The sequence below is a fragment of the Sphingomonas sp. NCPPB 2930 genome, from assembly GCF_042867205.1.
In the GTDB taxonomy this organism is placed as follows: Bacteria; Pseudomonadota; Alphaproteobacteria; order Sphingomonadales; family Sphingomonadaceae; genus Sphingomonas.
In genome coordinates this window covers 149,199-170,833 of record NZ_JBHZQU010000004.1, presented here as the reverse complement: position 1 = coordinate 170,833, position 21,635 = coordinate 149,199, and the positions used below count along the sequence as shown (strand labels likewise).

Genomic DNA, 21,635 nt, shown 5'->3' with positions numbered 1-21,635 from the left:
GATCAGGCCCCCTGACCGAGCAGGCGACGCCGCTCGTTTTCCGTTGCCACGACTTCATCGACGGGGATGTAGTAATCGCGGTCATAGTTGAACGTGTGCCAGATGGCGACGACGACGACACCGATCAGCCCCAGGGCGGCGAGCCACCACATATACCAGATCATGCCAAAGCCCGCGGCGGTCGACAGACCGGCGATGATGACGCCGGTACCCGTATTCTTGGGCATGTGGATCGGACGATAGCCCTCGGCCGGAGCCTGCGCCTTCTTGTCCTTCATGTCGTACCAGGCATCCAGTTCGTGGATGACGGGCGTGAACGCGAAGTTGTAGTCCGGCGGCGGCGACGAGGTCGCCCATTCCAGCGTACGGCCGTCCCAGGGATCGCCCGTCACGTCGCGCAGCTCTTCCTTCTTCCAGATCGACACGCCGATCTGAACCAGGAAGGCTCCGATGCCGCCCGCGATCATCAGCGCGCCGAGCAGCGCGACGACGAAATAGATCTGCAGCGACGGATCGTCGAAGTGATGGAGGCGACGCGTCACGCCCATGAAGCCCAGGATGTAGAGCGGCGTGAAGGCGACCCAGAAGCCGACGACCCACAGCCAGAACGACACCTTGCCCCAGAACTGGTTGAGCTTGAACCCGAAGGCCTTGGGCCACCAATAGTTGATCGCGGCGAAGGCGCCGAACAGCACGCCGCCGATGATCACGTTGTGGAAGTGCGCGATCAGGAACAGCGAGTTGTGCAGCACGAAGTCAGCGGGCGGAACGGCCAGCAGAACGCCGGTCATGCCACCGATGGTGAAGGTCAGCATGAACGCGATGGTCCACATCATCGGCAGCTCGAACCGGATGCGCCCCTTGTACATGGTGAACAGCCAGTTGAAGATCTTCGCACCCGTCGGGATCGAGATCACCATGGTGGTGATGCCGAAGAACGAGTTGACGCTCGCGCCCGAACCCATGGTGAAGAAGTGGTGCAGCCAGACGAGGTACGACAGGATCGTGATGACGATCGTGGCATAGACCATCGAGGTATAGCCGAACAGACGCTTGCCCGAGAAGGTCGAGGTGACCTCCGAGAACACGCCGAACAGCGGCAGGATCAGGATGTAAACCTCCGGGTGGCCCCAGATCCAGATCAGGTTCACGTACATCATCGGGTTGCCGCCGAGATTGTTCGTGAAGAAGTTGGTGCCGACATAACGGTCGAGCGACAGCAGGACGAGGGTGGCGGTCAGCACCGGGAAGCTGGCGACGATCAGGACGTTCGCGCACAGCGAGGTCCAGCAGAACACCGGCAGCTTCATCATGCTCATGCCCGGCGCGCGCATCTTGATGATGGTCGCGATCAGGTTGATGCCCGACAGGGTCGTACCGACACCGGCCACCTGGAGGGCCCAGATATAATAATCGACGCCGACATCGGGACTGAAGTCCAGTTCCGACAGCGGCGGGAAGGCCAGCCAGCCGGTCCGCGCGAACTCGCCGATGAACAGCGAGGCCATGACCAGCACGACGCCGCCCGCGGTCATCCAGAAGCTCAGATTGTTGAGATACGGGAAGGACACGTCGCGCGCACCGATCTGGAGCGGCACCACATAGTTCATCAGGCCGGTGATGATCGGCATCGCCACGAAGAAGATCATGATGACGCCGTGTGCGGTGAACACCTGATCATAGTGGTGCGAGTTCAGGAAGCCCTGATTGTCGCCGAACGCGATCGCCTGCTGGCCGCGCATCATCAGCGCGTCGGCAAAGCCGCGCAGCAGCATCACGATGCCCAGGATCATGTACATGATCCCGATGCGCTTGTGATCGACCGTGGTGAACCACTCCTTCCAGAGATAGCCCCACAGCTTGAACTTGGTGATGAGCGCCAGCACCGCGATGCCGCCGACCGCGACACCCAGGAAGGTGCCGACGACGATCGGCTCGTGGATCGGCAGCGATTCGATCGATAGCCGTCCGAAGATGGTCTTTATGATGTGTTCCATGATGGCGTGCCTCAGCCGCGACCCGCACCGGCATGACCAAAGGTCTGCGGGCCGGGGGTCTGCGGGATGGAAAGGAAGGACATGCGGCGGTTCTTCATCTCACCGGGCTCCTGCACGCCCTTCGACGGGACAGGCTCCTTGCTCTGATGCGGCGAGGTCTGGATTTCCTCCGGCGACTTTTCGAGCGCGCCCTTGGTCCGATCACCGTGCATGGGGCCGGTATTGTTGACCGGCGGATTGCCTTCGCCGACCTTCATCTTGTGCGGGTCGCCGCCACCGGTCATCCGGTCGTGCATCATCACGTCCGACATGCACGGCGTGTTGTCCGCGACGCAGCGGTTGACGACGCGATCGAACAGGCCGCCCTGCACGCCGTTGAAATACATGGCGGGCACATATTCGCTGGGCTTCTCGACCGTCAGGAAGGCGGCGCGGGTCAGCTGGCCATGGCCCTTGCCCTGACCGGCCTGCGAGGTCCGGACCTTCTCGACCCACTGGTCGAAGCCGTTCGCCTGGAGCGCATACACCGGGAAGTGCATGCCCGAGAAACCGGCGCCGCTATAGTGCGACGACAGGCCCTTGAACGTGCCCTCGCGGTTGATGACCGCATGCAGCTGCGTCTCCATGCCGGGCATGGTGTAGATCATGCCGGCCATGGCGGGGACGTAGAAGGCGTTCATCACCGAGGTGCCGGTCAGGCGGAACTCGACGGGCCGGTCGACCGGCAGCGCCAGTTCGTTGATCGTGGCGATGCCCTGTTCGGGATAGATGAACAGCCATTTCCAGTCGAGCGCGACGACCTGGACCTCGAGCGGCTTGACGTTGGAGGCGATCGGCTGGCCGGGGGCCGTCCGTTCGATCGGGCGATACGGGTCGAGCAGATGGGTGCTCGTCCACGTCACCGCGCCCAGGCAGATGATGATCAGCAGCGGTGCCGACCAGATCACCAGCTCGAGCATGGTGGAGTGATCGAACTCCGGATCATATTCGGCCTGCGTGTTGCTCTTGCGATAGCGCCACGCGAACAGCACCGTCAGCGCCATCACCGGAATGATGATGAGCAGCATCAGGGCCGTCGCGATCAGCACCAGATCGCGTTGCTGCACGGCAACGTCACCGGCAGGGTTTAGCACGACCGCATCGCATCCCCCCAGCATGGCCAGGAGGGGCAAGGCGGCCCAGCGAAGAGGGCGCAGGCGCGCAAGGCTCGACGAATGAGACATATGGCAAGGGCCGCTACGCCTTTGCTGCACCTGCGCACATTGGACAGTTTGTCCAATCCCCCCGGCCCGTCGAAAGGCGCATAGGCGCAACAGAATGGCGGTTTTGTGCGGTCGTTTTGCGCCGCCACCGTTCCGCCGAGATGAAAATGCAAGAAATCAGGACTGGCAGCCGATGAGCGCAGAGTTAACCGCATCGACCTCGACGCCCCTTGAGCGGGACGCGCGGCTGGTCAATGCCCGCGATCCGCACCATGTCGCCCCGGGCGACATCGCCATCGGCGTCATCATCGGGCGTACGTCGGAGTTCTTCGACTTCTTCGTGTACGCCATCGCCTCGGTGCTGGTGTTCCCGTCGCTGATCTTTCCCTACGTCGACGCGCTGACCGGCACGATCTATTCGTTCGCGCTGTTCGCGCTGGCGTTCATCGCCCGCCCGATCGGCACCTTCATCTTCATGGCGGTCGACCGCAATCTCGGTCGCGGCGTCAAGCTGACCATCGCACTGTTCCTGCTCGGCGGGTCGACCATGGCGATCGCCTTCCTGCCCGGCTATGCGCAGATCGGCACGTCGGCGGCCGTGCTGCTCGGCATCTTCCGCGTCATGCAGGGCCTAGCGCTGGGCGGGGCGTGGGACGGCCTGCCCTCGCTCCTGTCGCTCAACGCGCCAGAGCGTCGTCGCGGCTGGTATGCGATGATCCCGCAGCTGGGCGCGCCGCTCGGCCTGCTGGTGGCCAACGGCCTGTTCGCCTTCTTCCTGACCACCCTCAGTCGGGCGGACTTCCTCGACTGGGGCTGGCGCTATCCGTTCTTCGTGGCGTTCGCGATCAACGTCGTGGCGCTGTTCGCACGCCTGCGCATCGTCGCCACGCCCGAGTTCCAGCGCCTGTTCGAAAGCCGCGAGCTTCAGCCCGCGCCGGTCGGCGAGACGCTGAGCACCGAGGGCCGCACCGTCCTTCTGGGCGCCTTCGCGCCGCTCGCCAGCTTCGCCATGTTCCACATCGTGACCGTGTTCCCGCTGTCCTGGGTCGTCCTGTTCAACAAGGAGCGCCCGCAGGACTTCATGATGATCGAGATCATCGGCAGCATCGTCGGCGTGTTCGCCATCCTCGCCTCGGGCAAGATCGCCGACCGGGTCGGCCGTCGCACGCTGCTGGGCTTCTCGGCGGCGGGCATCGCGGCCTTTGCCGGCTTCGCGCCGCAGCTGCTGGATAATGGCGGCACGGGCGAGACGATCTACATCGTGCTTGGCTTCCTGCTGCTCGGCCTGGGCTTCGGCCAGTCGTCGGGTGCGATCAACTCGGGCTTCTCGTCGCTTCGCCGCTATACCGGCGCCGCGATCACCTCGGACCTCGCCTGGCTGATCGGTGCGGGCTTCGCACCGCTCGCCGCGCTGCTGCTGTCGAGCCATTTCGGCCTGCTGTCGGTCGGCGCCTATCTGCTGTCGGGTGCGGTCGCCACGCTCGCCGCGCTGGGGATCAACAAGGAACTCGCCAAGCGCGCGTCCTGATCCCGATCGACCAATCTCATGCGGGCGGCCGGTGGAGCGATCCGCCGGCCGTTTTGTTTTGGCCGGATCGCGCCCTACATCGGTTTTCGACAGGGGATGCATGACGGGAAACAGGATGACGAACAGGAAGCGCTGGATAGCAATGGCCGCCGCGGCGATGGCAGGGATCGGCATGGCCGGAGCGGCGGACGCGCGGGTGCCTGCGGGCACCTGGGCCAATCCGTCCAACACCGTGCAGGTCCGCTTCGCCCCCTGCGGCCGTGGCCCCGACGCGGAGCTGATGTGCGGCACGGTGGTCTGGGCGAGCGAACAGGCCAAGGCCGATGCCGCGCGCGGCGGCTCGCCCCGCCTGGTGGGCACGCGGCTGTTCACCGATTTCGAGGAGGAAGAGCCGGGGCGCTGGGCGGGCACGGTCTTCGTGCCGGACATCGGTCGCGAGGTCGAGGGCACGATCACCCAACTCGATGCGCGGACTTTGGTCGGCGAGGGATGCCTGCTCGGGCGGCTGGGCTGTCGCGAGCAGCGCTGGCACCGGGTAAAATAACCGCACTCGATCAGGGAACCCGGGGGCGTCTGCCGCGTCCCCGTCGCGAACATTCAGGAAAGGCACGCCATGGCGGACGACACGCTGACGGTTATCAAGGAAACGGTCGAGGACAATGTCGCGGACCGGCAGGTCGAATTCGTGGCCGAGCTGGAGGGCGAGGAATATCAGTTCGCCGTCCAATACGACCTGCTCGAAGCCCTGAGCGGCGACGTCCCCGATGGCGATGCCGTCGAGATGTTCGATCGCTACTCCGACGATATTCTCGACGCCGCGCTGACCGCGCTGGGCCGGGACATGGAGCAGGCGCTGGTCGTGGTCAGTGAGAATGATCTCGACTGAGCGTCAGACGCCGAACAGCCGATCGATCTGCTGGGCGAGCTCCGCAAGCGTATAGGGTTTGCGGAGCAACGCGAAGCCATGGCTCCCCTCGTCGGCAATCACCCGGCTATAACCGCTGGTGAGCAGAATGCGCAGCTGTGGGTGGAGCCGGGCGATATCGTGCGCAAAATCGATGCCCGACTGGCCCGGCATCATGACGTCGGAAAATACCAGGTCGAACCGCTCCGCCCCGGCCTTCAGTTCCTCCATGGCCGCCGCCGCATTGGTCGCGATGACCGTGCGATAGCCCAGCGTCTGTAGCGCCTCGACCGCGAACTGCCCGACCTCCACATTGTCCTCGACCACCAGCACGCAGCGCTCAGTCCCGTTCGCTGCGCGCGGATCGCCCTGCTGCCGATCGGCGGCGGGCAGGCCGTCGGTCCGGGGCAGGACCAGGGTGAAGGTCGCGCCCTGCCCCGGCGTGCTCGCGACATGCACATCGCCGCCGGACTGGCGCGCAAAGCCGAACACCTGGCTGAGACCCAGGCCGGTGCCTGCCCCCAGCCGCTTGGTGGTGAAGAAGGGTTCGAAAATCTGGTCGAGCCGGTCGGCGGGCATGCCCTCGCCGGTATCGATGATCGCGATCCGGACCTGGTCCGCTCCTTGCGGCTCCGCCTCCGACCAGACGCGGATGGTCAGCGTCCCCTTCCCCGCCATCGCGTCGCGGGCATTGACCGCCATGTTGACGATCGCGGTGTCAAACTGGCTGCGGTCGACATGGGCATGGCACGGCCGATCCGGCAGATCGAAGACCAGCCGGATGCCCGGCCCCGACAGCGTGGCGATCATGTCGGACAGCGTCATGATGCTTGCCCCGACATCGACCACCTCGGGCGTCAGCGGTTGCCGCCGGGCAAAGGCCAGCAACTGTGCGGTCAGCTTGGCGGCGCGGTCGGCGGCATCCGCGATCGCCTCGATCTGGCGCTGGCGGCGCTCGGGCGGGAACTGGGGGCGGCGAATCAGGTCGATCGAGCCGCGAATGACGGTCAGCAGATTGTTGAAGTCGTGCGCGACGCTGCCGGTCAGCTGGCCGATCGCCTCCAGCTTCTGCGCCTGACGCAGCTGCTCCTCGGTCTGACGCAGCGCCTCCTCCGCCGCTTTCTGCTGGGTGATATGGCGACCGACCGCGAAAACTTCGCGCGCGCTGGAGGCGCCGACCCAGGCGATCCACTCGTAATCGCCCTGGGCGTGGCGCATTCGAACCTCGATTCGCGAGACCTGCCGGGTCAGCGAATTGCTGAGGGCCTCTTGCGCCCCGGCCAGATCGTCGGGGTGAACCAGTTCCATCACCGACCGTCCGACCAGCGCCTGTCCGCCATAGCCGAGCAGCTTGCCCCAGGCCGGGTTGGTCCGCTGGATCACGCCTTCGGCATCGAGCACGGCGAGCAGGTCGGGGGATACGTCCCACATGCGGTCGCGCTCGGCGGTCCGTTCGATGATCCGCTGTTCGAGCGTGACGTTGAGCCCGCGCAGCTCCTCCAGCGCCTGCGACAATTGCAGCTGGCTGTCACGCAGAGCTGCGTCGGCATGGACGCGCGCCGTCGTCTCGTTGGTGAAGATGAACAGCCCCGCGACATCGCCCTGGCCGTCGAGAACGCGCGAATAGGAAAAGGACCAGAAGGTGTGCGCCTCGCCCCGGTCGGTATCCAGCTTCCAGGGCAGATCGACGAAACGCTGGGTCCGCCCTGCCAGCGCATCGTCGATGATCGGCCGCGCCTGTTCCAGCGCGTCGGCCCATACCTCGTCGAAACGCGCGCCCATCGCCCAGGGCAGTCGGGGACCGAGCAGCGGAAAATAGGTTTCGTTGAAGAAGAAATGAAGATCCGGCCCCCAGGCCAGAATCATCGATTCCGGTGAGTTGAGCACCAGGCTGAGCGCGACGCGGAACGTTTCCGGCCAATTTCGGGGCGGTCCCAGAGGATGGTCGGTCCAGTCGCGCGCGAGGATCAGGCGCGTCGCCTCGCCGCCCCCGTCGAGGAAGGCCAGGGCGGGATCGGGCTGGGCGGCGGTCATCGCCCCGCTGCTAGCAAGTCGGCCGCGGGTCCGCCACCATGCTCGGCTAGAGTTCCTCGCCCGCCAGCGTGGCCGCCGCCTGAATGACCGCCAAATGGGTCAGCCCCTGCGGCATGTTGCCCAGATAATGCCCCGTCTCGGGATCGATCATCTCGGCATAGAGCCCCGCCCCCCGGCTATCGAGAGCCTGTGTCGCGGCGTCGAACGCGGCCTGAGCCGCATCCTGCTGGCCCAGGATCGCGCGCGCCTCGATCATCCAGAAGGTGCAGGCCAGGAAGCATGCCTCCTCCTTCTCCACGCCCGAATAGCGATAATGGAACGCCCCCGCCCCCAGTTCGCGGTCGAGCGCGTCCAGCGTCCGGGCCAGCCGGTCCTGCCCATCGAACCGGAAGCGCACGGCAAGCGCCAGACTGGCGTCGAGCGCTTCGCTGTCGGGGTGCATCAGATAGGCGCCACGCGCTTCCGACCAGCAATGCTCGCCGATCCACGCCTCGATCCGGTCCCGCTCCCGCGCCCAGCGGTCGCGACAGGTGGTGGGAATCTGTCCCTCGTCGGCCAGCTCCACCGCGCGGGCCAGCGCCTGCCAGCAGCTGATCTTGGACATGGTGTAATGCCGTTCCTCCGGCAATTCCCAGATGCCCGCATCGGGCTGGCGCCAGCGATCCGCGCAGGCATCGGCCAGATGCGACAGCGTCTCGGCACTGGAGGTGTCGAGGAAATTGCCGCACGCGACGAAGCGGCTCGCCGTCTCGAATATGTCGCCATAGATGCCGTGCTGATGCTGGCCACCCGCCAGATTGCCGACACGCACCGGCCGGGAATGGCGATAGCCGCTCACCGCGATCTCGCGCTCCGCGGGCACGGGGCGTCCGTCGAGCGTGTAGCAGACCTGAGGCTGTCCCTCGCCCAGCCGCTTGAGCAGCCAGGTAAAGGCTGCCTTCGCCTCGGCATGCGCGCCGATCCGCAGGAACGCCTTGATCGTATAGCCCGCGTCGCGAACCCAGGCGTAGCGATAGTCGTAATTCTTCTGCCCGCCGATCCCCTCGGGCAAGGAGGTCGTCGCCGCCGCCGTGATCGCGCCGGTGGGCGAATAGAGCAGCAGCTTCAGCGCGAGCGCGCTGCGTAACACCCGGTCGCGCTGGGCCTCCAGCACTTTCAGTCCGGCGGCCCATTGCCGCCATTCGGCGTCGGACAGGTCGATCCGAGCATCGATCTGTTCGATGTCCTGGCAGACCAGCGGCTCGTCCTCCCCGGCGATCAGCGCGATCCGGGCGCGATCGCCCGGCGCGACCGAGGTATGGCCCGTCACCAGCCCATCCTCCAGATGATCGATCACGACATGGCCGCAATGCCGGAATATGCCGAGCACCCGGTCGACATGGAAGACATTATGCCCCCCGGCGGGCGCGAAATAGGGGCTGACCGTGTCCGCGCGTCGGCTGAAGCGCAGGGTGATGCCGAAGCGGACATGGCCGTCCAGCCCCTCCACCCGCCGCGCCAGCTCCGCCCAGGGCAATCGCCCCGCCGTGCCGCTGTTGATCGACTCGACCAGCTTGGCGCGGCCCGAGGCGGTGGTGAAGATCGTCTCCAGCACGTTGCTGTCGGGGCGATAGCGGCGCTCGACCGTGAACGGCTCGACCGGGGTGATCGCGAAGGTGCCGCCGCGTTCGGCGTCGAGCAGCCGGTCGAACAGCGGCGGGGAGTCCATGTTGGGCACGCACCACCAGTCGATCGCTCCGTCCGCCCCGCTCAGCGCCACGCTACGCCCGTCACCGAGCGCGGCATAATCTTCGAGGTGCAGAAAGCCGTGCTGGTCGCGAAGCGGGTCGGGGTGCTGATCGGGCAGTGTCACGATGGCGCAGGCTCCGCTGGCGGAAAGACAATCTAGGTTAGGAGCATGGAAACTCGCCAGAACCGTTAAATCTCCGTGGGACCTTCCCGTGATTTGCGCGTTGCAACATCCGACCTGTCTATTGGGAGCATCGCCATGAGCCTGGCATCGGCATTCGGATTCGGCACCAAGAAAGTGCGCTACGCAGTCGTCGGCGCGGGCGACATCACTCAATCGGCGATGCTGCCCGGCATCCGCCATACCGGCAATTCCGAGCTGACCACGATCGTCACCGGCGATGCGGAAAAGGGACGCCTGCTTGCCGAGAAATACGGTGTCGAGCATGTCTATTCCTATGACGAGTTCGGCAAGCTGCTGACCGCCAATGTCTGCGATGCCATCTATCTGGGCACGCCCAACTGGCGCCATGCCGAATTCGCCATTCCGGCGCTGGAAGCGGGCATCCATGTCCTGTGCGAAAAGCCGCTGGAAATCTCTGTCGAACAGGGCCGCGCCATTCAGGACGCAGAGCGCCGCTCCTCCGCCAAGCTGATGACCGCCTATCGCCTGCATTTCGAGCCGGGCACGCTCGATGCGATCGAGAAGATCCGCAACGGCGAATTGGGCGAACTGGTCGCCTTCACCTCCTGCTTCGGGCAGAAGCTGGACCCCGACAACCACCGCGCCAAACATGGTCTGGAGGCCGGGCCGCTGTTCGACATGGCGCCTTATCCGATCAACGCCATCCGCTATCTGTTCGGCGCCGAGCCGGTCGCGGTCGAAAGCGCGGTCGCCACGCGCCAGCCGAGCGCGGGTCTGGGCGATCTGGACGACACCTTCGCCGTCGTGCTGCGGATGCCGGGCGACAAGCTTGCCAGCTTCACCGTCAGCTATGCGATGAACGATGTCGACAGCCTGATCGTCGCAGGCATGAAGGGCTCGATCCATATGAGCCCGGCCTATGGCTTCCAGTCGGCGATCGAGCAGAATGTGACGATCGACGACAAGAAGAGCCACGAAGCCTTCAAGCACACCGATCATTTCGGCGGCGAGATGCGCTATTTCTCCGACTGCATCCTGAACGATCGCGATCCGGAGCCGGATGCGGAGGAAGGATTGTCCGACCTACGCGTGATCGAGGGAATCAAGCAGGCGCTGAGGACCGGCGGCCGGGTGGAACTGCCGCCCTTCACCCGTACCCGGCGGATCGATCCTGCCAGCCAACGCCAGACCCTGTCCGCGGTCGATCGCCCCGCGCCGGTCAAGGTCAAGTCGCCCACTGGCGCCAGCTGATCATTATCTATTCGCTTCTTGGGGAGCGGAATGACAGGATCAATCGTTACGCTGCCGATGACAATTGACGTCACTTCAAGGAGTCGATGGTGGACAACAGGGACGAACAGCTTCGCGAACGGGCCTATGGCATCTGGCAAGCCGAAGGCGAGCCGCATGGGCGCGACCGCGAACATTGGGAAATGGCGGAACGCGAACTGGCCGGTGCCGACCCCTCACCGGCCGCCCCCGAGCCTGTCCAGACCGAGGACAAGCCCCAGGCTGCGGAACCCGCTCCCCAGCCCAAGGCCGCCGTCACGCGTCGGAAAAGCAGCAAGCTGACCTCCCCGGCCGAAACCGAAACCACGGCTCCCGCCCCCAAGGCGAAGGCGCGCAAGCCGCGCGCCGCCAAGACCGAATAACGCCGCCCGCCTGGCGGGTGGTTCAAGAGCGACGGGCCGGATGCGGCCCCTCGCTTCCCCCTTCTTGCGTTGACCCCACGGATAGTCATTCGACTTTTGCCGGAGACCCTCTTTGACCGCTTTGCCCGACCAGATGCTTGCCGGTTCGCCCCATCCGCTGGGTGCCACGTTCGATGGCGAAGGCGTCAACTTCGCCGTCTTCTCCGCCAATGCCGACCGGATCGAACTCTGCATCTTCGACCCTCAGGGCAAGCGCGAGTTGCGCCGCTATACGCTGCCCGAATGCACGGACGAGGTGTGGCACGGCTATCTGCCCGATGTCGGGCCCGGCCTCCTCTACGGCTACCGCGCGCATGGCCCCTATGAGCCGGAGGCGGGACACCGCTTCAACCCCAACAAGCTGTTGCTCGACCCCTATGCCCGCAAGCTGCATGGCGAGATCAAGTGGACCGATGCGCTGCACGGCTATCAGATCCGCTCCAAGAAGGAGGATCTGAGCTTCGACAAGCGCGACAGCGCCGCCGCCATGCCCAAGGCGGTGGTGGTGGACGATCATTTCGACTGGTCGCGCGATGTAAAGCCCAACACGCCCTGGTCGGAAACCGTCATCTACGAAGCGCACGTCAAGGGGCTGACCAAGCTGATGGAACTGGTGCCGCCGCGCGAGCGGGGCACCTATGCCGGGCTCGGCCATCCGGCGGTCATCAAGCATCTGAAGCGGATCGGCGTCACCGCCATCGAACTGCTGCCGATCCACAGCTTTACCCAGGACCGTTTCCTTCAGGAAAAGGGACTGCGCAATTATTGGGGCTATAACACGCTGGGCTTCTTCGCGCCCGAGCAGGCCTATTTCGCGACCGATACGCAGGACGAGCTTCGCCGTGCGGTCCACCGGCTGCACAAGGCCGGGATCGAGGTGATTCTCGACGTCGTCTACAACCATACCTGCGAAGGGTCGGAAAAGGGCCCGACTTTGTCGTGGCGCGGTCTCGACAATGCCAGCTATTATCGGCTGGTCCAGGATCAGCCGCGCTATACGATCAACGACACCGGCACCGGCAATACGCTGAACCTGTCCAAGGCGCGGGTGATCCAGATGGTCGCGGACTCGCTGCGCTATTGGGCGACCAGCTTCGGGATCGACGGGTTCCGCTTCGACCTCGGCCTGACGCTGGGGCGCGAGGCCGACGGTTTCGATCCGGGCTCGGCCTTTTTCGACGTGCTGCGACAGGACCCGGTACTGGGGCGGCTCAAGCTGCTGACCGAGCCTTGGGATGTCGGCCCCGGCGGCTATCAGCTCGGCAATTTCCCGCCCGGCTTCTCCGAATGGAACGACAAGTACCGCGACACCGTGCGCAAATATTGGCGGGGCGACCCCGGCCAGCGCGGTGATCTGGCGGCGCGACTGGCCGGATCGGGGGACCTGTTCGACCGGCGGGCGCGGCGTCCCTGGGCCAGCCTCAACATGCTGGCGGCGCATGACGGCTTCACCCTGGCCGATACCGTCATGTACGAAGAGCGGCATAACGAGGCCAATAAGGAAGACAATCGCGACGGCCATTCCGAGAATTACTCGCGCAACTGGGGCGCGGAGGGGCCGACCGACGATCCGGGCATCAACGCGGCGCGCGGCCGGGTGATGCGGTCGATGATGACGACGCTGCTCACCTCGCTCGGCACGCCGATGATCGTGGCGGGGGACGAGTTCGGCCGGACGCAGCGCGGCAACAACAACGCCTATTGCCAGGATAACGAGATCAGCTGGCTCGACTGGAAGGCGGCGGCGTCGGAGGATGGCGAGACGATGATCGCCTTCACCGCGCGGCTGGCCGAGTTGCGCCGCCGTTTCCCCGTGCTGCGCGCACCCCAGTTCCTGTATGGCCAGGATACGCCGGGGCACGGGATCAACGATATCGAATGGTGGGACGAGCGCGGCAATCAGCTGTCGCCCGAGGACTGGCAGAACCCGGAAGGCCGCGCGCTGATGATGCGCCGGGCCTCGGTGACCGAGGATGGCGAGGTCGAGGCGGTGTCGCTGCTCCTCAACGCGTCGGCCGATCCGATCACCTTCACCCTGCCCCCGCCCCATGCCGACCGCACCGTCCTGATCGACAGCGCCAAGCCGGAGCAGGGCGAGGTCGCGATCGACGACAGCTATGAGGTCGAGCCGCAAAGTGCCGTGCTGGTCACCTGGCGCAATGGGATCGCGGCATGACGCATTGGGGCCCCGAACTGCGCGACGGCGCGGATACCCGCTTCCGTCTGTGGGCACCGGACCGGCCGTCAGTCACGCTGGAGATCGACGGCGGCGGCGAGGTCGCCATGGTGCGCGACCCCGATGGCTGGTTCACCGGCGAGGCCCCTGCCCCGCCGGGCACCCGCTACCGGTTCAGGGTCGCCCCCGATCTTGCCGTTCCCGATCCCGCCTCACGGCTCCAGTCGGGCGGCGTCCATGGCTGGAGCGTGGTCGTCGATCCGTCCTTCGCCTGGAGCGCGACCGAATGGCGCGGACGCCCTTGGGAAGAGACGGTGCTGCTGGAGGTGCATGCGGGCACGCTTGGCGGCTTTTCGGGCGTTCGCGAACGGCTGGGCGCGATGGCTGCGTCGGGGATCACCGCGATCGAGCTGATGCCGGTCAACGCCTTTGGCGGCACCCGCAACTGGGGCTATGACGGCGTCCTGCCCTACGCGGTGGCCGAAGCCTATGGTTCGCCCGCCGAGTTGAAGACGCTGGTCGACACCGCGCATTCGCTGGGCCTCTCGGTCTTTCTCGACGTGGTCTATAACCATTTCGGGCCGGACGGGAATTATCTGGGCGCCTATGCCGGTGCCTTTTTCCATCAGGATGTCGATACGCCCTGGGGCGGCGCGGTGGCGGTCGATGCCGATCCGGTCCATCGCTACTTCGTCGACAACGCCTTGATGTGGCTGCGCGACTATCGGATCGACGGACTGCGGTTCGACGCGGTCCATGCGATCGAGAATGACGGCTTCCTCGACCGGATGGCAGCAGAAATCCGCGCCGCCCTGCCCGAGCGGCATGTCCATCTCGTGCTCGAAAACGAGAAGAACGATGCGGAGCGCCTGACGCCGGGTGGCTATGACGCGCAGTGGAACGACGATTTCCACAACGTCCTCCATGTCCTGCTGACGGGCGAGACGAGCGCCTATTATGGCGACTTCGCGGATCGTCCCGCCGAGCGGCTGGCACGCTGCCTGAAGGAAGGCTTCATCTATCAGGGCGAGGGTTCGCCCAATCATGACGGCAAGCCGCGTGGCAAGCCGTCGGGCGACCTGCCCAGCACCGCCTTCGTCGCGTTCCTTCAGAACCACGACCAGGTCGGCAACCGGGCGATGGGCGAGCGGCTGATCCGGCTGACCGACCGCGAACGGCTACGCGCGGCGACCGCGCTGCTGCTGCTCGGGCCGCAGATCCCGCTATTGTTCATGGGCGAGGATGAGGGGAGCGAGAGCCCGTTCCTGTTCTTCACCGATTTTCATGACGAACTGGCCGACGCGGTGCGCGAGGGGCGTCGCCGCGAATTCGCCAAGTTCGACGCCTTTGCCGACGAGGCGGCACGCGCGCGCATTCCCGACCCCAATGCGCACTCGACCTTCGAGGCGTCAGTCCCCGAGCCGGGACCGCAGGCGGGCGAGTGGCGGGCGCTGTACCGCGAATTGCTGAGCCTGCGCCACGCGCATATCGTGCCGCGCCTGAAGGATACGGTCGGGCTGGCGGCGGAGGTCTGCGGGCCGGCGGCGGTCAAGGCCCGCTGGCGGATGGGAGACGGCGCGACGCTGACCATCGCGATCGATCTGGGCGAGGCGCCGTCGCCGATCGGTGACGAGGAGGCGGAACTGATCTATCGTGAAGGCGACCGCTTCGCCGCATGGATCGCACGATGAGCGACCTTCACGCCCGCGCCGAAGCCGCCGGTCTGTCGGTGGCGTGGCAGGATGCCAAGGGCCGGGACCAGCAGGTCTCGGACGAGGCACTGGGCGCGATCCTCGACCGGCTGGACACTAGGGTCGGGGAGGAGACGTTCGTCTCCGCCGATCTGGGCGATGCCGTCCTCCTGCCGCCGGATTGGTGGCCGGGGAATGCGCGGCTGATCCTGGAAGATGGTGAGGCTTGCCCTGTCGTCCTGACCGGCCATGCCGACCGGGTGTCGCTCCCCGCACCGAGGTCATGGGGCTATCATCGACTGGAGCAGGACGACCGCTTCGTGACGGTCGCCGTCGCCCCGCTTCGCTGCCCGGCACCGCCCGCCGGACGCCATTGGGGCAGCGCGGTCCAGATCCCGTCGCTTCGGGAAGGCGGCGGCGCCTATGGCGACTTCGCGAGCCTGGCCTCGGCGGCGGGAGCAATGGCCCATGCGGGGGCTTCCGCCCTGGCGATCAGCCCGGTCCACGCCCTGTTCCCCGCCGAGGCCCGCCGGTTCAGCCCCTATGCGCCGTCGAGCCGCCTGTTCCGCAACGTCTGGCTGGCGCCGGCCGGGGAGCCTGTGCCGAATCAGCCCGAGCTGATCGACTGGGCCAGCGCCGCACCGGACCGGATGCGCGACCTTCGCGTGGTCTTCGACCGATTGGCCGGGACAGATCGGCAGGCGTTCCAGCACTGGCGCGACCAGCAGGGCGAGGTGCTGGAGCACCAGGCCCTGTTCGACGCGCTGCAAGGCTATTTCCACGCCCGCACCGGCGCGCAAGGGTGGCGCGACTGGCCCGCGCATTATCGTGATTTCGCCGGTCCGGCGGTGCAGGCCTTTGCCGACGAGCACCGGGATGCGATCGCCTTCCATGCCTTTGCCCAGTGGCACGCCGACCGCGCGCTGCACGACGCTGCCATGGCGGCCCGCGATGGCGGGATGGGGATCGGGCTGATCGCTGATCTCGCCATCGGCGTGGCCGGGGACGGCGCGGACGCCTGGAGCCGCCCCGACGAGCTGCTCACCGGCCTGTCCATCGGCGCGCCGCCGGACCCGCTGGGCCCCGACGGACAGAATTGGGGGATCACCGCGCTGTCGCCCTTCGCGCTGCGCAGACAGGGGTTCGCGCCCTTCATCGCCACGCTGCGCGCCGTGTTCGCGCATGCCGGTGGCGTGCGGATCGACCATGCGCTCGGTCTGTGCCGCCTGTGGGTCATCCCCGAAGGCGCCGCCGCCGATCAGGGCGCCTATCTGGCGATGCCGTTCGAAGACATGCTGCGCATCCTGAAGATCGAGGCGCACCGCGCCAATCAGGGACGCGGCGCCATCGTCATCGGCGAGGATCTGGGCACCGTGCCGCCAGGATTTCGCGACAGCATGGCAAAGGCCGGGATGCTCGGCATGCGGGTCCTGCCCTTCGAGCGGGACTCGGACGGTGGCTTCATCCCGCCGGAGAAATGGGATGCCGAGGCCATTTCGATGACCGCGACCCATGACATTGCGACGGTCGCGGGATGGTGGCGCGGCCGCGATCTCGAATGGCGGGCGCGGATCGCGGGCAAGTCGGTGTCTGACGAAGACGCCGCGAGCCGCGATAGCGAACGCGAGGCGCTATGGGTGGTGATCGGCGATGCCGCTCCCCTGCCCGACGACCCCGCCGCCGTCGTCGGTGCCGCGATCGCGGCGGTGGCCGCCACCCCCTGCCCGCTCGCGATCGTGCCGATCGAGGATCTGCTGGCGCTGGAGGAACAGCCCAACCTGCCCGGCACCACCGACGAGCACCCCAATTGGCGCCGCCGCCTGCCCGACAGGCTGGAGCCGCTGCTGGCGGACCCCGACGTCGCCGACCGCATCGCCACGCTCAACGCCCGCTGACCCGCTCGAACCAAAGGACGTCGCCATGACGCCGCGCGCCACCTATCGATTCCAGTTCCACAAGGACTTCCCCTTCGGTCGTGCGGAAGCGCTGCTGCCCTATCTCGATCGACTGGGGATCAGCCATGTCTATGCCTCGCCGATCACCACGGCCACGGCGGGGTCGATGCACGGCTATGACGTGATCGACCCGACGCGGATCAATCCCGAACTGGGGGGCGAGGATGGCTTCCGGTCACTGGCCCTGGCGGCGCGGGCGCGAGGCATGGGCGTCATCATCGATATCGTCCCCAACCATATGGGCGTGGCGGGCGGCGGTAACGAATGGTGGAACGACATGCTGCGCGCGGGGCCCGACAGCCGCTATGCCCGGTTCTTCGACATCGACTGGTCGCAGAGGCTCGTCCTGCCCATCCTGGGGGACCCGCTCTCCCACGTCCTGGCCGAAGGACAGATCACCGTCGAGCGGACCGACGGACGGGCGGAGGTCGTCGCTTATGGCGAACACCGCCTGCCGATCCGCGACGCCGATCAGGACGAGGCCGAAATCCTGTCGATCGCCGAACTGCTCGACCGCCAGCATTACCGGCTGGCCTCGTGGCGCGTGTCCAATGACGAACTCAACTGGCGGCGCTTCTTCACGATCAACGAACTGGCCGGGCTTCGCGTTGAGGACGATGCCGTATTCGAGGAGACCCATGCGCTCTATTTCCGCCTCTATGCCGAGGGACTGATCGACGGCGTGCGGATCGACCATATCGACGGGCTGACCGACCCGATCGGCTATGGCCGGAAACTGCGCGCGCGGTTCGATGCCATCCCTCGCGACGACGGCAACCGCGCCTATATCGTGGTCGAGAAGATCCTCGGCGCCGACGAGGAGATGGGCCGCGGCTGGGGGGTGGACGGCACCAGCGGCTATGATTTCATGGAAGAGGTCGCCGCCCTTCTCCATGCGCCGGAAGGCACGCGACCGCTCGCCGAACTCTGGGCACAGCTGAGCGGACGGACGGCCGATTTCGCGCCCGAGGAATTGCAGGCGCGGCAGGATTTGCTGGCCTGGCAGTTCGCAGGACAGCTGGACGGATGCATGGCGGCCTTCGCCGCGCTGACGGCATCCGACCCGGCGCTGGAGGGGGCGATCACGACCGCCATGCTCCGCCGCGCGATCGAGCGCTTGCTCTGGGTCTTCCCGGTCTATCGCACCTACGGCCCCGACGCGCCCGCGACGGATGCCGAGGTGCGCGGGCAGGCCCGGTCACGGGTCGAGCATTTCATCCCGCCGGGCGAAACCTTCGTGGTCGACCAGATCCTCGCCTGGCTGGCGGGCGAAGGTGACGCGGACCGCGCCCTGCTGGCCGAGGCGGTGCGCCGTTTCCAGCAATTGTCCGCGCCGATCGCCGCCAAGGCGGTCGAGGACACCGCCTTTTATCGGCACGGTGTCCTGCTCTCGCGCAACGATGTCGGGTTCGACGCGGGGCGGATGAGCCTGCCGATCGCGGCCTTTCACGACCGGATGTCGGGAAGGGCCAAGACATTCCCGCATGCGATGCTGACCACCGCCACCCATGACCATAAGCGCGGCGAGGATGTGCGCGCCCGCCTTGCGGTGTTGAGCGCGATCCCGGACGACTGGCGCATCGCGGTCGAAGGGTGGCGGCAGGACACGCTGGCCCTGTCCGAAGGGGTCGATCCAGCGGACTGGTACATGCTCGTCCAGACACTGATCGGTGCCTGGCCCCGGCCGGAGGATCTGGGCGATTTCGCGGAGCGGGTGACGGCGTGGCAGGAAAAGGCGTTGCGCGAGGCCAAGCTGCGCTCGTCCTGGGAAGCCCCGGACGAGGATTATGAGGGGCGCTGCAACGCTCTGGCCGAAGCCCTGATCGACGGCGCGGAGGGTGAGCCATTTCGAGCGCGCCTGCACGACCTGTTGCGGCGGATCGCACCGGCGGCCTCGGCCAATTCGCTGGTGCAACTGGCGCTGCGCTATACGGTGCCGGGCATACCCGATTGTTATCAGGGTACGGAGTTCGCCGATCTCAGCCTGGTCGATCCCGACAATCGTCGTCCGGTCGACTATCCTGCTCGCGAAAGGGCACTGGCAGAAGGCGGCTGTCCGAAGCTGGACCTGCTCGCCGGGTTTCTCGACGCGCGCCGTCGATACCTCGCGCTGTTTGCCGAGGGCGATTACCGGCCGCTTCCCGTCAAGGGGCATGGCCGCGACCGGGTGATCGCGTTCGAGCGACGGCACGGCGATGCGGTGCTGACCTGCGTCATGGGGCTTCGCCTGGCCCCGCTGATGGATGCGCAGGGCCAGGTCGATTGGCGGGATACCGCCGTGATGCTGGCGGACGGCTCCCGCCTGGTGGCCGATTTGCTGGCCGACGGGCCGGTCTGGTATGATGTCCGGCCTGGCACCGACAAAGGATAGGCATGGCCGTCACCGATATCGCGACACGGACATGGGACCATGGCTGGCGGCTTGATCCCATCGTCCGCAGCCTGCTGGACACCGATTTCTACAAGCTGCTGATGCTTCAGATGATCCGGAACCTCTATCCGGATACGCAGGCGACATTCGCGCTCCACAACCGGACGCGATCGGTTCGCCTGGCGGACGTCATCGACGAGGCGGAGCTGCGCGCGCAGCTCGACCATGCCCGGACGTTGCGCTTCACGAAGAAGGAACTGATCTGGCTGGCCGGTAACAGCTTTTACGGCCAGACCCGGATGTTCGCGCCGGATTTCCTGGCATGGCTGGCCGATTTCCAGCTTCCCGAATACGAGCTGAGCCGCCGCGACGGACAGTTCGAGCTGCGCTTTCACGGCCCCTGGTGCGCGACGACGATGTGGGAAATTCCCGCGCTCGCCATCGTCAACGAACTCCGTGCCCGTGTGGCGCTGCATGCCAAGGGCCGTTTCGCGCTCGATATCCTCTATGCCCGCGCCAAGGCCAAGCTCTGGGGCAAGGTCGAGCGGTTGCGGGCGCTTCCCGATCTGGCCATTTCCGATTTCGGTACGCGGCGACGCCATGGTTTCCTGTGGCAGCGCTGGTGCGTGGAGGCGTTGAAGGAAGGGCTTGGCGACCGGCTGATCGGCACCTCGAACGTGCTGCTGGCGATGGACAATGATCTGGAGGCGATCGGCACCAACGCGCATGAGCTGCCCATGGCCGTCGCGGCGATGGCGCGGACCGATGACGAGCTGCGCCAGGCCCCCTACCGCGTCCTTCAGGAATGGCGGCAGCATTATCACGGCAACCTGCTGATCGTCCTGCCCGACGCGTTCGGCACCGCCGCATTCTTGCGCGATGCACCCGATTGGGTCGCCGACTGGACCGGCTTCCGACCCGACAGCGCACCGCCGATCGAAGCGGGCGAGGCGATCCTGGACTGGTGGCGCCAGCATGGCCGCGATCCGCGCGACAAGCTGCTGATCTTTTCAGATGGCATGGACGTCGACACGATCGAGCGGACCTATCGGCATTTCAACGGCCGCGTCCGGATGAGCTTTGGCTGGGGCACCAACCTGACCAACGACTTCCGCGATTGCGATCCCGACGGGCTGCCGGGGCTGGAGCCGATCTCGCTGGTCGCCAAGGTGATCGAGGTAGATGGCCGCCCCGCCGTCAAGCTCTCCGACAATCCGGCCAAGGCCAATGGCGATCCCGCGGAGATCGCGCGCTATCTGGCGGTCTTCGGCAATGACGGGCGAAAGGCCCGCACGACCGAGGTATGATGCCGCTGCCGCCCGACTTTTACGGGCAGGAGGTCGATGTCGTCGCCCGCGCGCTGCTCGGCGTGACCCTGCTCGTCGACGGCGTCGGCGGTCCGATCGTGGAGACCGAGGCCTATGACGCCGCCGATCCGGCCTCGCACAGCTTCGCCGGCCGGACCGCGCGCAATGCGGCGATGTTCGGAGCGGTCGGCCATGCCTATGTCTATCGCATCTACGGGCTGCATCATTGCCTCAACATCGTCTGCGGCACGCCGGGCAGCGCCGTCCTCATTCGCGCCATCGAGCCGGTCCATGGCCTGGAGGTCATGCACCGGCGGCGCGGCGGGCGGGTCACCATCAGGCAGCTTTGCGCCGGACCCGGGCGGCTGTGCGCGGCCCTGGGCGTCGACCAGAGCCTGGACGGGGCCTTTCTCGGCGAGCACCCCTTCAATCTGCTCCTGACCGCCACCGATGTCGCGATCGTCAGCGGAGCGCGCATCGGCATTACCCGCGCTGCGGAACGCCACCGCCGGTTCGGCATTGCCGGATCTCCGTGGCTGAGCCGCCCATTTCCTCAAGGTCCTGACGCGGTGCAGCATCGATCGGGCAAGTAATGCCATGCGGTGCAGCATCTATTTTGCTTGATCTCACCCCTATTTGTCGCGAGCCTCCCGGGGATAACGATAAGGGGACGAGTCGATGGAGTGGATCAAGGTCCTGGCGGTGGTCGCCATGGTCTATGGCGTCTGGGCGGCCTATCGTTCGCTGGGCGCACCAGTTCTTCACAACGGCAATCGCTATTTCCGTCAACCCGACGGCAGCTTCCGCCGCTGGTATGGCGGCCAGCGTTTCAGCGCGTCCGATGTCGGGGTTGCGGATCAGGGCTGATCGCGTCACGGTCAGCAACGGTACAGACGGATTCCGCGA

Annotated in this window: 16 protein-coding genes; 12 read left to right on the top strand and 4 right to left on the bottom strand. The window is 66.3% G+C overall.

Going from position 1 to position 21,635, the window contains the following annotated elements:
• Positions 1–2: 2 nt before the first annotated feature.
• Both cyoB and cyoA read right to left on the bottom strand, forming a co-directional pair.
• Positions 3–1,997: a cytochrome o ubiquinol oxidase subunit I gene (gene cyoB / locus ACFX59_RS07220; RefSeq protein WP_387431032.1), complete on the bottom strand. Its 1,995-nt coding sequence runs from the start codon at positions 1,995–1,997 to the stop codon at positions 3–5.
• An 11-nt stretch (positions 1,998–2,008) separates the two neighbouring features.
• Positions 2,009–3,220 (bottom strand): ubiquinol oxidase subunit II, encoded by a 1,212-nt coding sequence (cyoA, locus tag ACFX59_RS07215; protein ID WP_387431030.1) that lies wholly within the window; start codon positions 3,218–3,220, stop codon positions 2,009–2,011.
• 172 nt (positions 3,221–3,392) lie between these two features.
• On the opposite strand from cyoA, the gene ACFX59_RS07210 reads away from it, so the two are divergent.
• From ACFX59_RS07210 to ACFX59_RS07200, 3 genes are all read left to right on the top strand, one after another.
• Positions 3,393–4,727, top strand: coding sequence for an MFS transporter (locus ACFX59_RS07210; RefSeq protein ID WP_309695553.1), 1,335 nt, complete (start codon positions 3,393–3,395; stop codon positions 4,725–4,727).
• A 115-nt stretch (positions 4,728–4,842) separates the two neighbouring features.
• A complete protein-coding gene (locus tag ACFX59_RS07205) occupies positions 4,843–5,271 on the top strand; it encodes a DUF2147 domain-containing protein (RefSeq protein WP_307098884.1) in 429 nt (142 codons plus the stop codon).
• Positions 5,272–5,340: 69 nt separating this feature from the next.
• Positions 5,341–5,613, top strand: coding sequence for a DUF1488 family protein (locus ACFX59_RS07200; RefSeq protein ID WP_307098886.1), 273 nt, complete (start codon positions 5,341–5,343; stop codon positions 5,611–5,613).
• A 3-nt stretch (positions 5,614–5,616) separates the two neighbouring features.
• On the opposite strand, the gene ACFX59_RS07195 is transcribed toward ACFX59_RS07200, so the two are convergent.
• Positions 5,617–7,665, bottom strand: a complete 2,049-nt coding sequence (locus ACFX59_RS07195) for an ATP-binding protein (protein WP_387431027.1) — start codon at positions 7,663–7,665, stop codon at positions 5,617–5,619.
• Between the two features lie 46 nt (positions 7,666–7,711).
• Complete coding sequence (locus ACFX59_RS07190; protein ID WP_387431025.1) at positions 7,712–9,517, bottom strand: glycoside hydrolase family 15 protein; 1,806 nt, start codon at positions 9,515–9,517, stop codon at positions 7,712–7,714.
• A gap of 135 nt (positions 9,518–9,652) precedes the next feature.
• On the opposite strand from ACFX59_RS07190, the gene ACFX59_RS07185 reads away from it, so the two are divergent.
• From ACFX59_RS07185 to ACFX59_RS07145, 9 genes are all read left to right on the top strand, one after another.
• Positions 9,653–10,789 (top strand): Gfo/Idh/MocA family protein, encoded by a 1,137-nt coding sequence (locus ACFX59_RS07185; protein WP_387431022.1) that lies wholly within the window; start codon positions 9,653–9,655, stop codon positions 10,787–10,789.
• Positions 10,790–10,875: 86 nt separating this feature from the next.
• Positions 10,876–11,190 (top strand): DUF2934 domain-containing protein, encoded by a 315-nt coding sequence (locus tag ACFX59_RS07180; RefSeq protein WP_387431020.1) that lies wholly within the window; start codon positions 10,876–10,878, stop codon positions 11,188–11,190.
• Between the two features lie 133 nt (positions 11,191–11,323).
• Positions 11,324–13,405, top strand: a complete 2,082-nt coding sequence (gene glgX, locus ACFX59_RS07175) for a glycogen debranching protein GlgX (RefSeq protein WP_387431204.1) — start codon at positions 11,324–11,326, stop codon at positions 13,403–13,405.
• The gene (treZ, locus tag ACFX59_RS07170; RefSeq protein ID WP_387431018.1) at positions 13,402–15,096 is read left to right on the top strand and encodes a malto-oligosyltrehalose trehalohydrolase; all 1,695 of its coding nucleotides are present in this window, start codon (positions 13,402–13,404) and stop codon (positions 15,094–15,096) included. Before glgX ends, treZ begins: the two co-directional genes overlap by 4 nt.
• Positions 15,093–16,991 carry a 4-alpha-glucanotransferase gene (malQ, locus tag ACFX59_RS07165; protein ID WP_387431015.1) on the top strand — a complete coding sequence of 633 codons (1,899 nt, stop codon included), beginning with the start codon at positions 15,093–15,095 and terminating at the stop codon, positions 16,989–16,991. Before treZ ends, malQ begins: the two co-directional genes overlap by 4 nt.
• Before the next feature lie 25 nt (positions 16,992–17,016).
• On the top strand, positions 17,017–19,422 hold the full coding sequence (treY, locus tag ACFX59_RS07160; protein ID WP_387431013.1) for a malto-oligosyltrehalose synthase: 2,406 nt from the start codon (positions 17,017–17,019) through the stop codon (positions 19,420–19,422).
• 2 nt (positions 19,423–19,424) lie between these two features.
• Entirely contained in the window at positions 19,425–20,729 is a 1,305-nt protein-coding gene (pncB, locus tag ACFX59_RS07155) for a nicotinate phosphoribosyltransferase (protein ID WP_387431011.1), read from the top strand.
• On the top strand, positions 20,726–21,322 hold the full coding sequence (locus ACFX59_RS07150) for a DNA-3-methyladenine glycosylase (protein ID WP_387431008.1): 597 nt from the start codon (positions 20,726–20,728) through the stop codon (positions 21,320–21,322). Before pncB ends, ACFX59_RS07150 begins: the two co-directional genes overlap by 4 nt.
• Positions 21,323–21,407: 85 nt before the next feature.
• A complete protein-coding gene (locus ACFX59_RS07145; RefSeq protein ID WP_309695581.1) occupies positions 21,408–21,596 on the top strand; it encodes a hypothetical protein in 189 nt (62 codons plus the stop codon).
• The last annotated feature ends 39 nt before the right edge of the window (positions 21,597–21,635 follow it).

Coding starts and splice junctions, on each gene's coding strand:
- cyoB (WP_387431032.1), bottom strand. CDS start 1,997: ATGGAACACATCATAAAGACCATCTTCGGACGGCTATCGATCGAATCG.
- cyoA (WP_387431030.1), bottom strand. CDS start 3,220: ATGTCTCATTCGTCGAGCCTTGCGCGCCTGCGCCCTCTTCGCTGGGCC.
- ACFX59_RS07210 (WP_309695553.1), top strand. CDS start 3,393: ATGAGCGCAGAGTTAACCGCATCGACCTCGACGCCCCTTGAGCGGGAC.
- ACFX59_RS07205 (WP_307098884.1), top strand. CDS start 4,843: ATGACGAACAGGAAGCGCTGGATAGCAATGGCCGCCGCGGCGATGGCA.
- ACFX59_RS07200 (WP_307098886.1), top strand. CDS start 5,341: ATGGCGGACGACACGCTGACGGTTATCAAGGAAACGGTCGAGGACAAT.
- ACFX59_RS07195 (WP_387431027.1), bottom strand. CDS start 7,665: ATGACCGCCGCCCAGCCCGATCCCGCCCTGGCCTTCCTCGACGGGGGC.
- ACFX59_RS07185 (WP_387431022.1), top strand. CDS start 9,653: ATGAGCCTGGCATCGGCATTCGGATTCGGCACCAAGAAAGTGCGCTAC.
- ACFX59_RS07180 (WP_387431020.1), top strand. CDS start 10,876: ATGGTGGACAACAGGGACGAACAGCTTCGCGAACGGGCCTATGGCATC.
- glgX (WP_387431204.1), top strand. CDS start 11,324: ATGCTTGCCGGTTCGCCCCATCCGCTGGGTGCCACGTTCGATGGCGAA.
- treZ (WP_387431018.1), top strand. CDS start 13,402: ATGACGCATTGGGGCCCCGAACTGCGCGACGGCGCGGATACCCGCTTC.
- malQ (WP_387431015.1), top strand. CDS start 15,093: ATGAGCGACCTTCACGCCCGCGCCGAAGCCGCCGGTCTGTCGGTGGCG.
- treY (WP_387431013.1), top strand. CDS start 17,017: ATGACGCCGCGCGCCACCTATCGATTCCAGTTCCACAAGGACTTCCCC.
- pncB (WP_387431011.1), top strand. CDS start 19,425: ATGGCCGTCACCGATATCGCGACACGGACATGGGACCATGGCTGGCGG.
- ACFX59_RS07150 (WP_387431008.1), top strand. CDS start 20,726: ATGATGCCGCTGCCGCCCGACTTTTACGGGCAGGAGGTCGATGTCGTC.
- ACFX59_RS07145 (WP_309695581.1), top strand. CDS start 21,408: ATGGAGTGGATCAAGGTCCTGGCGGTGGTCGCCATGGTCTATGGCGTC.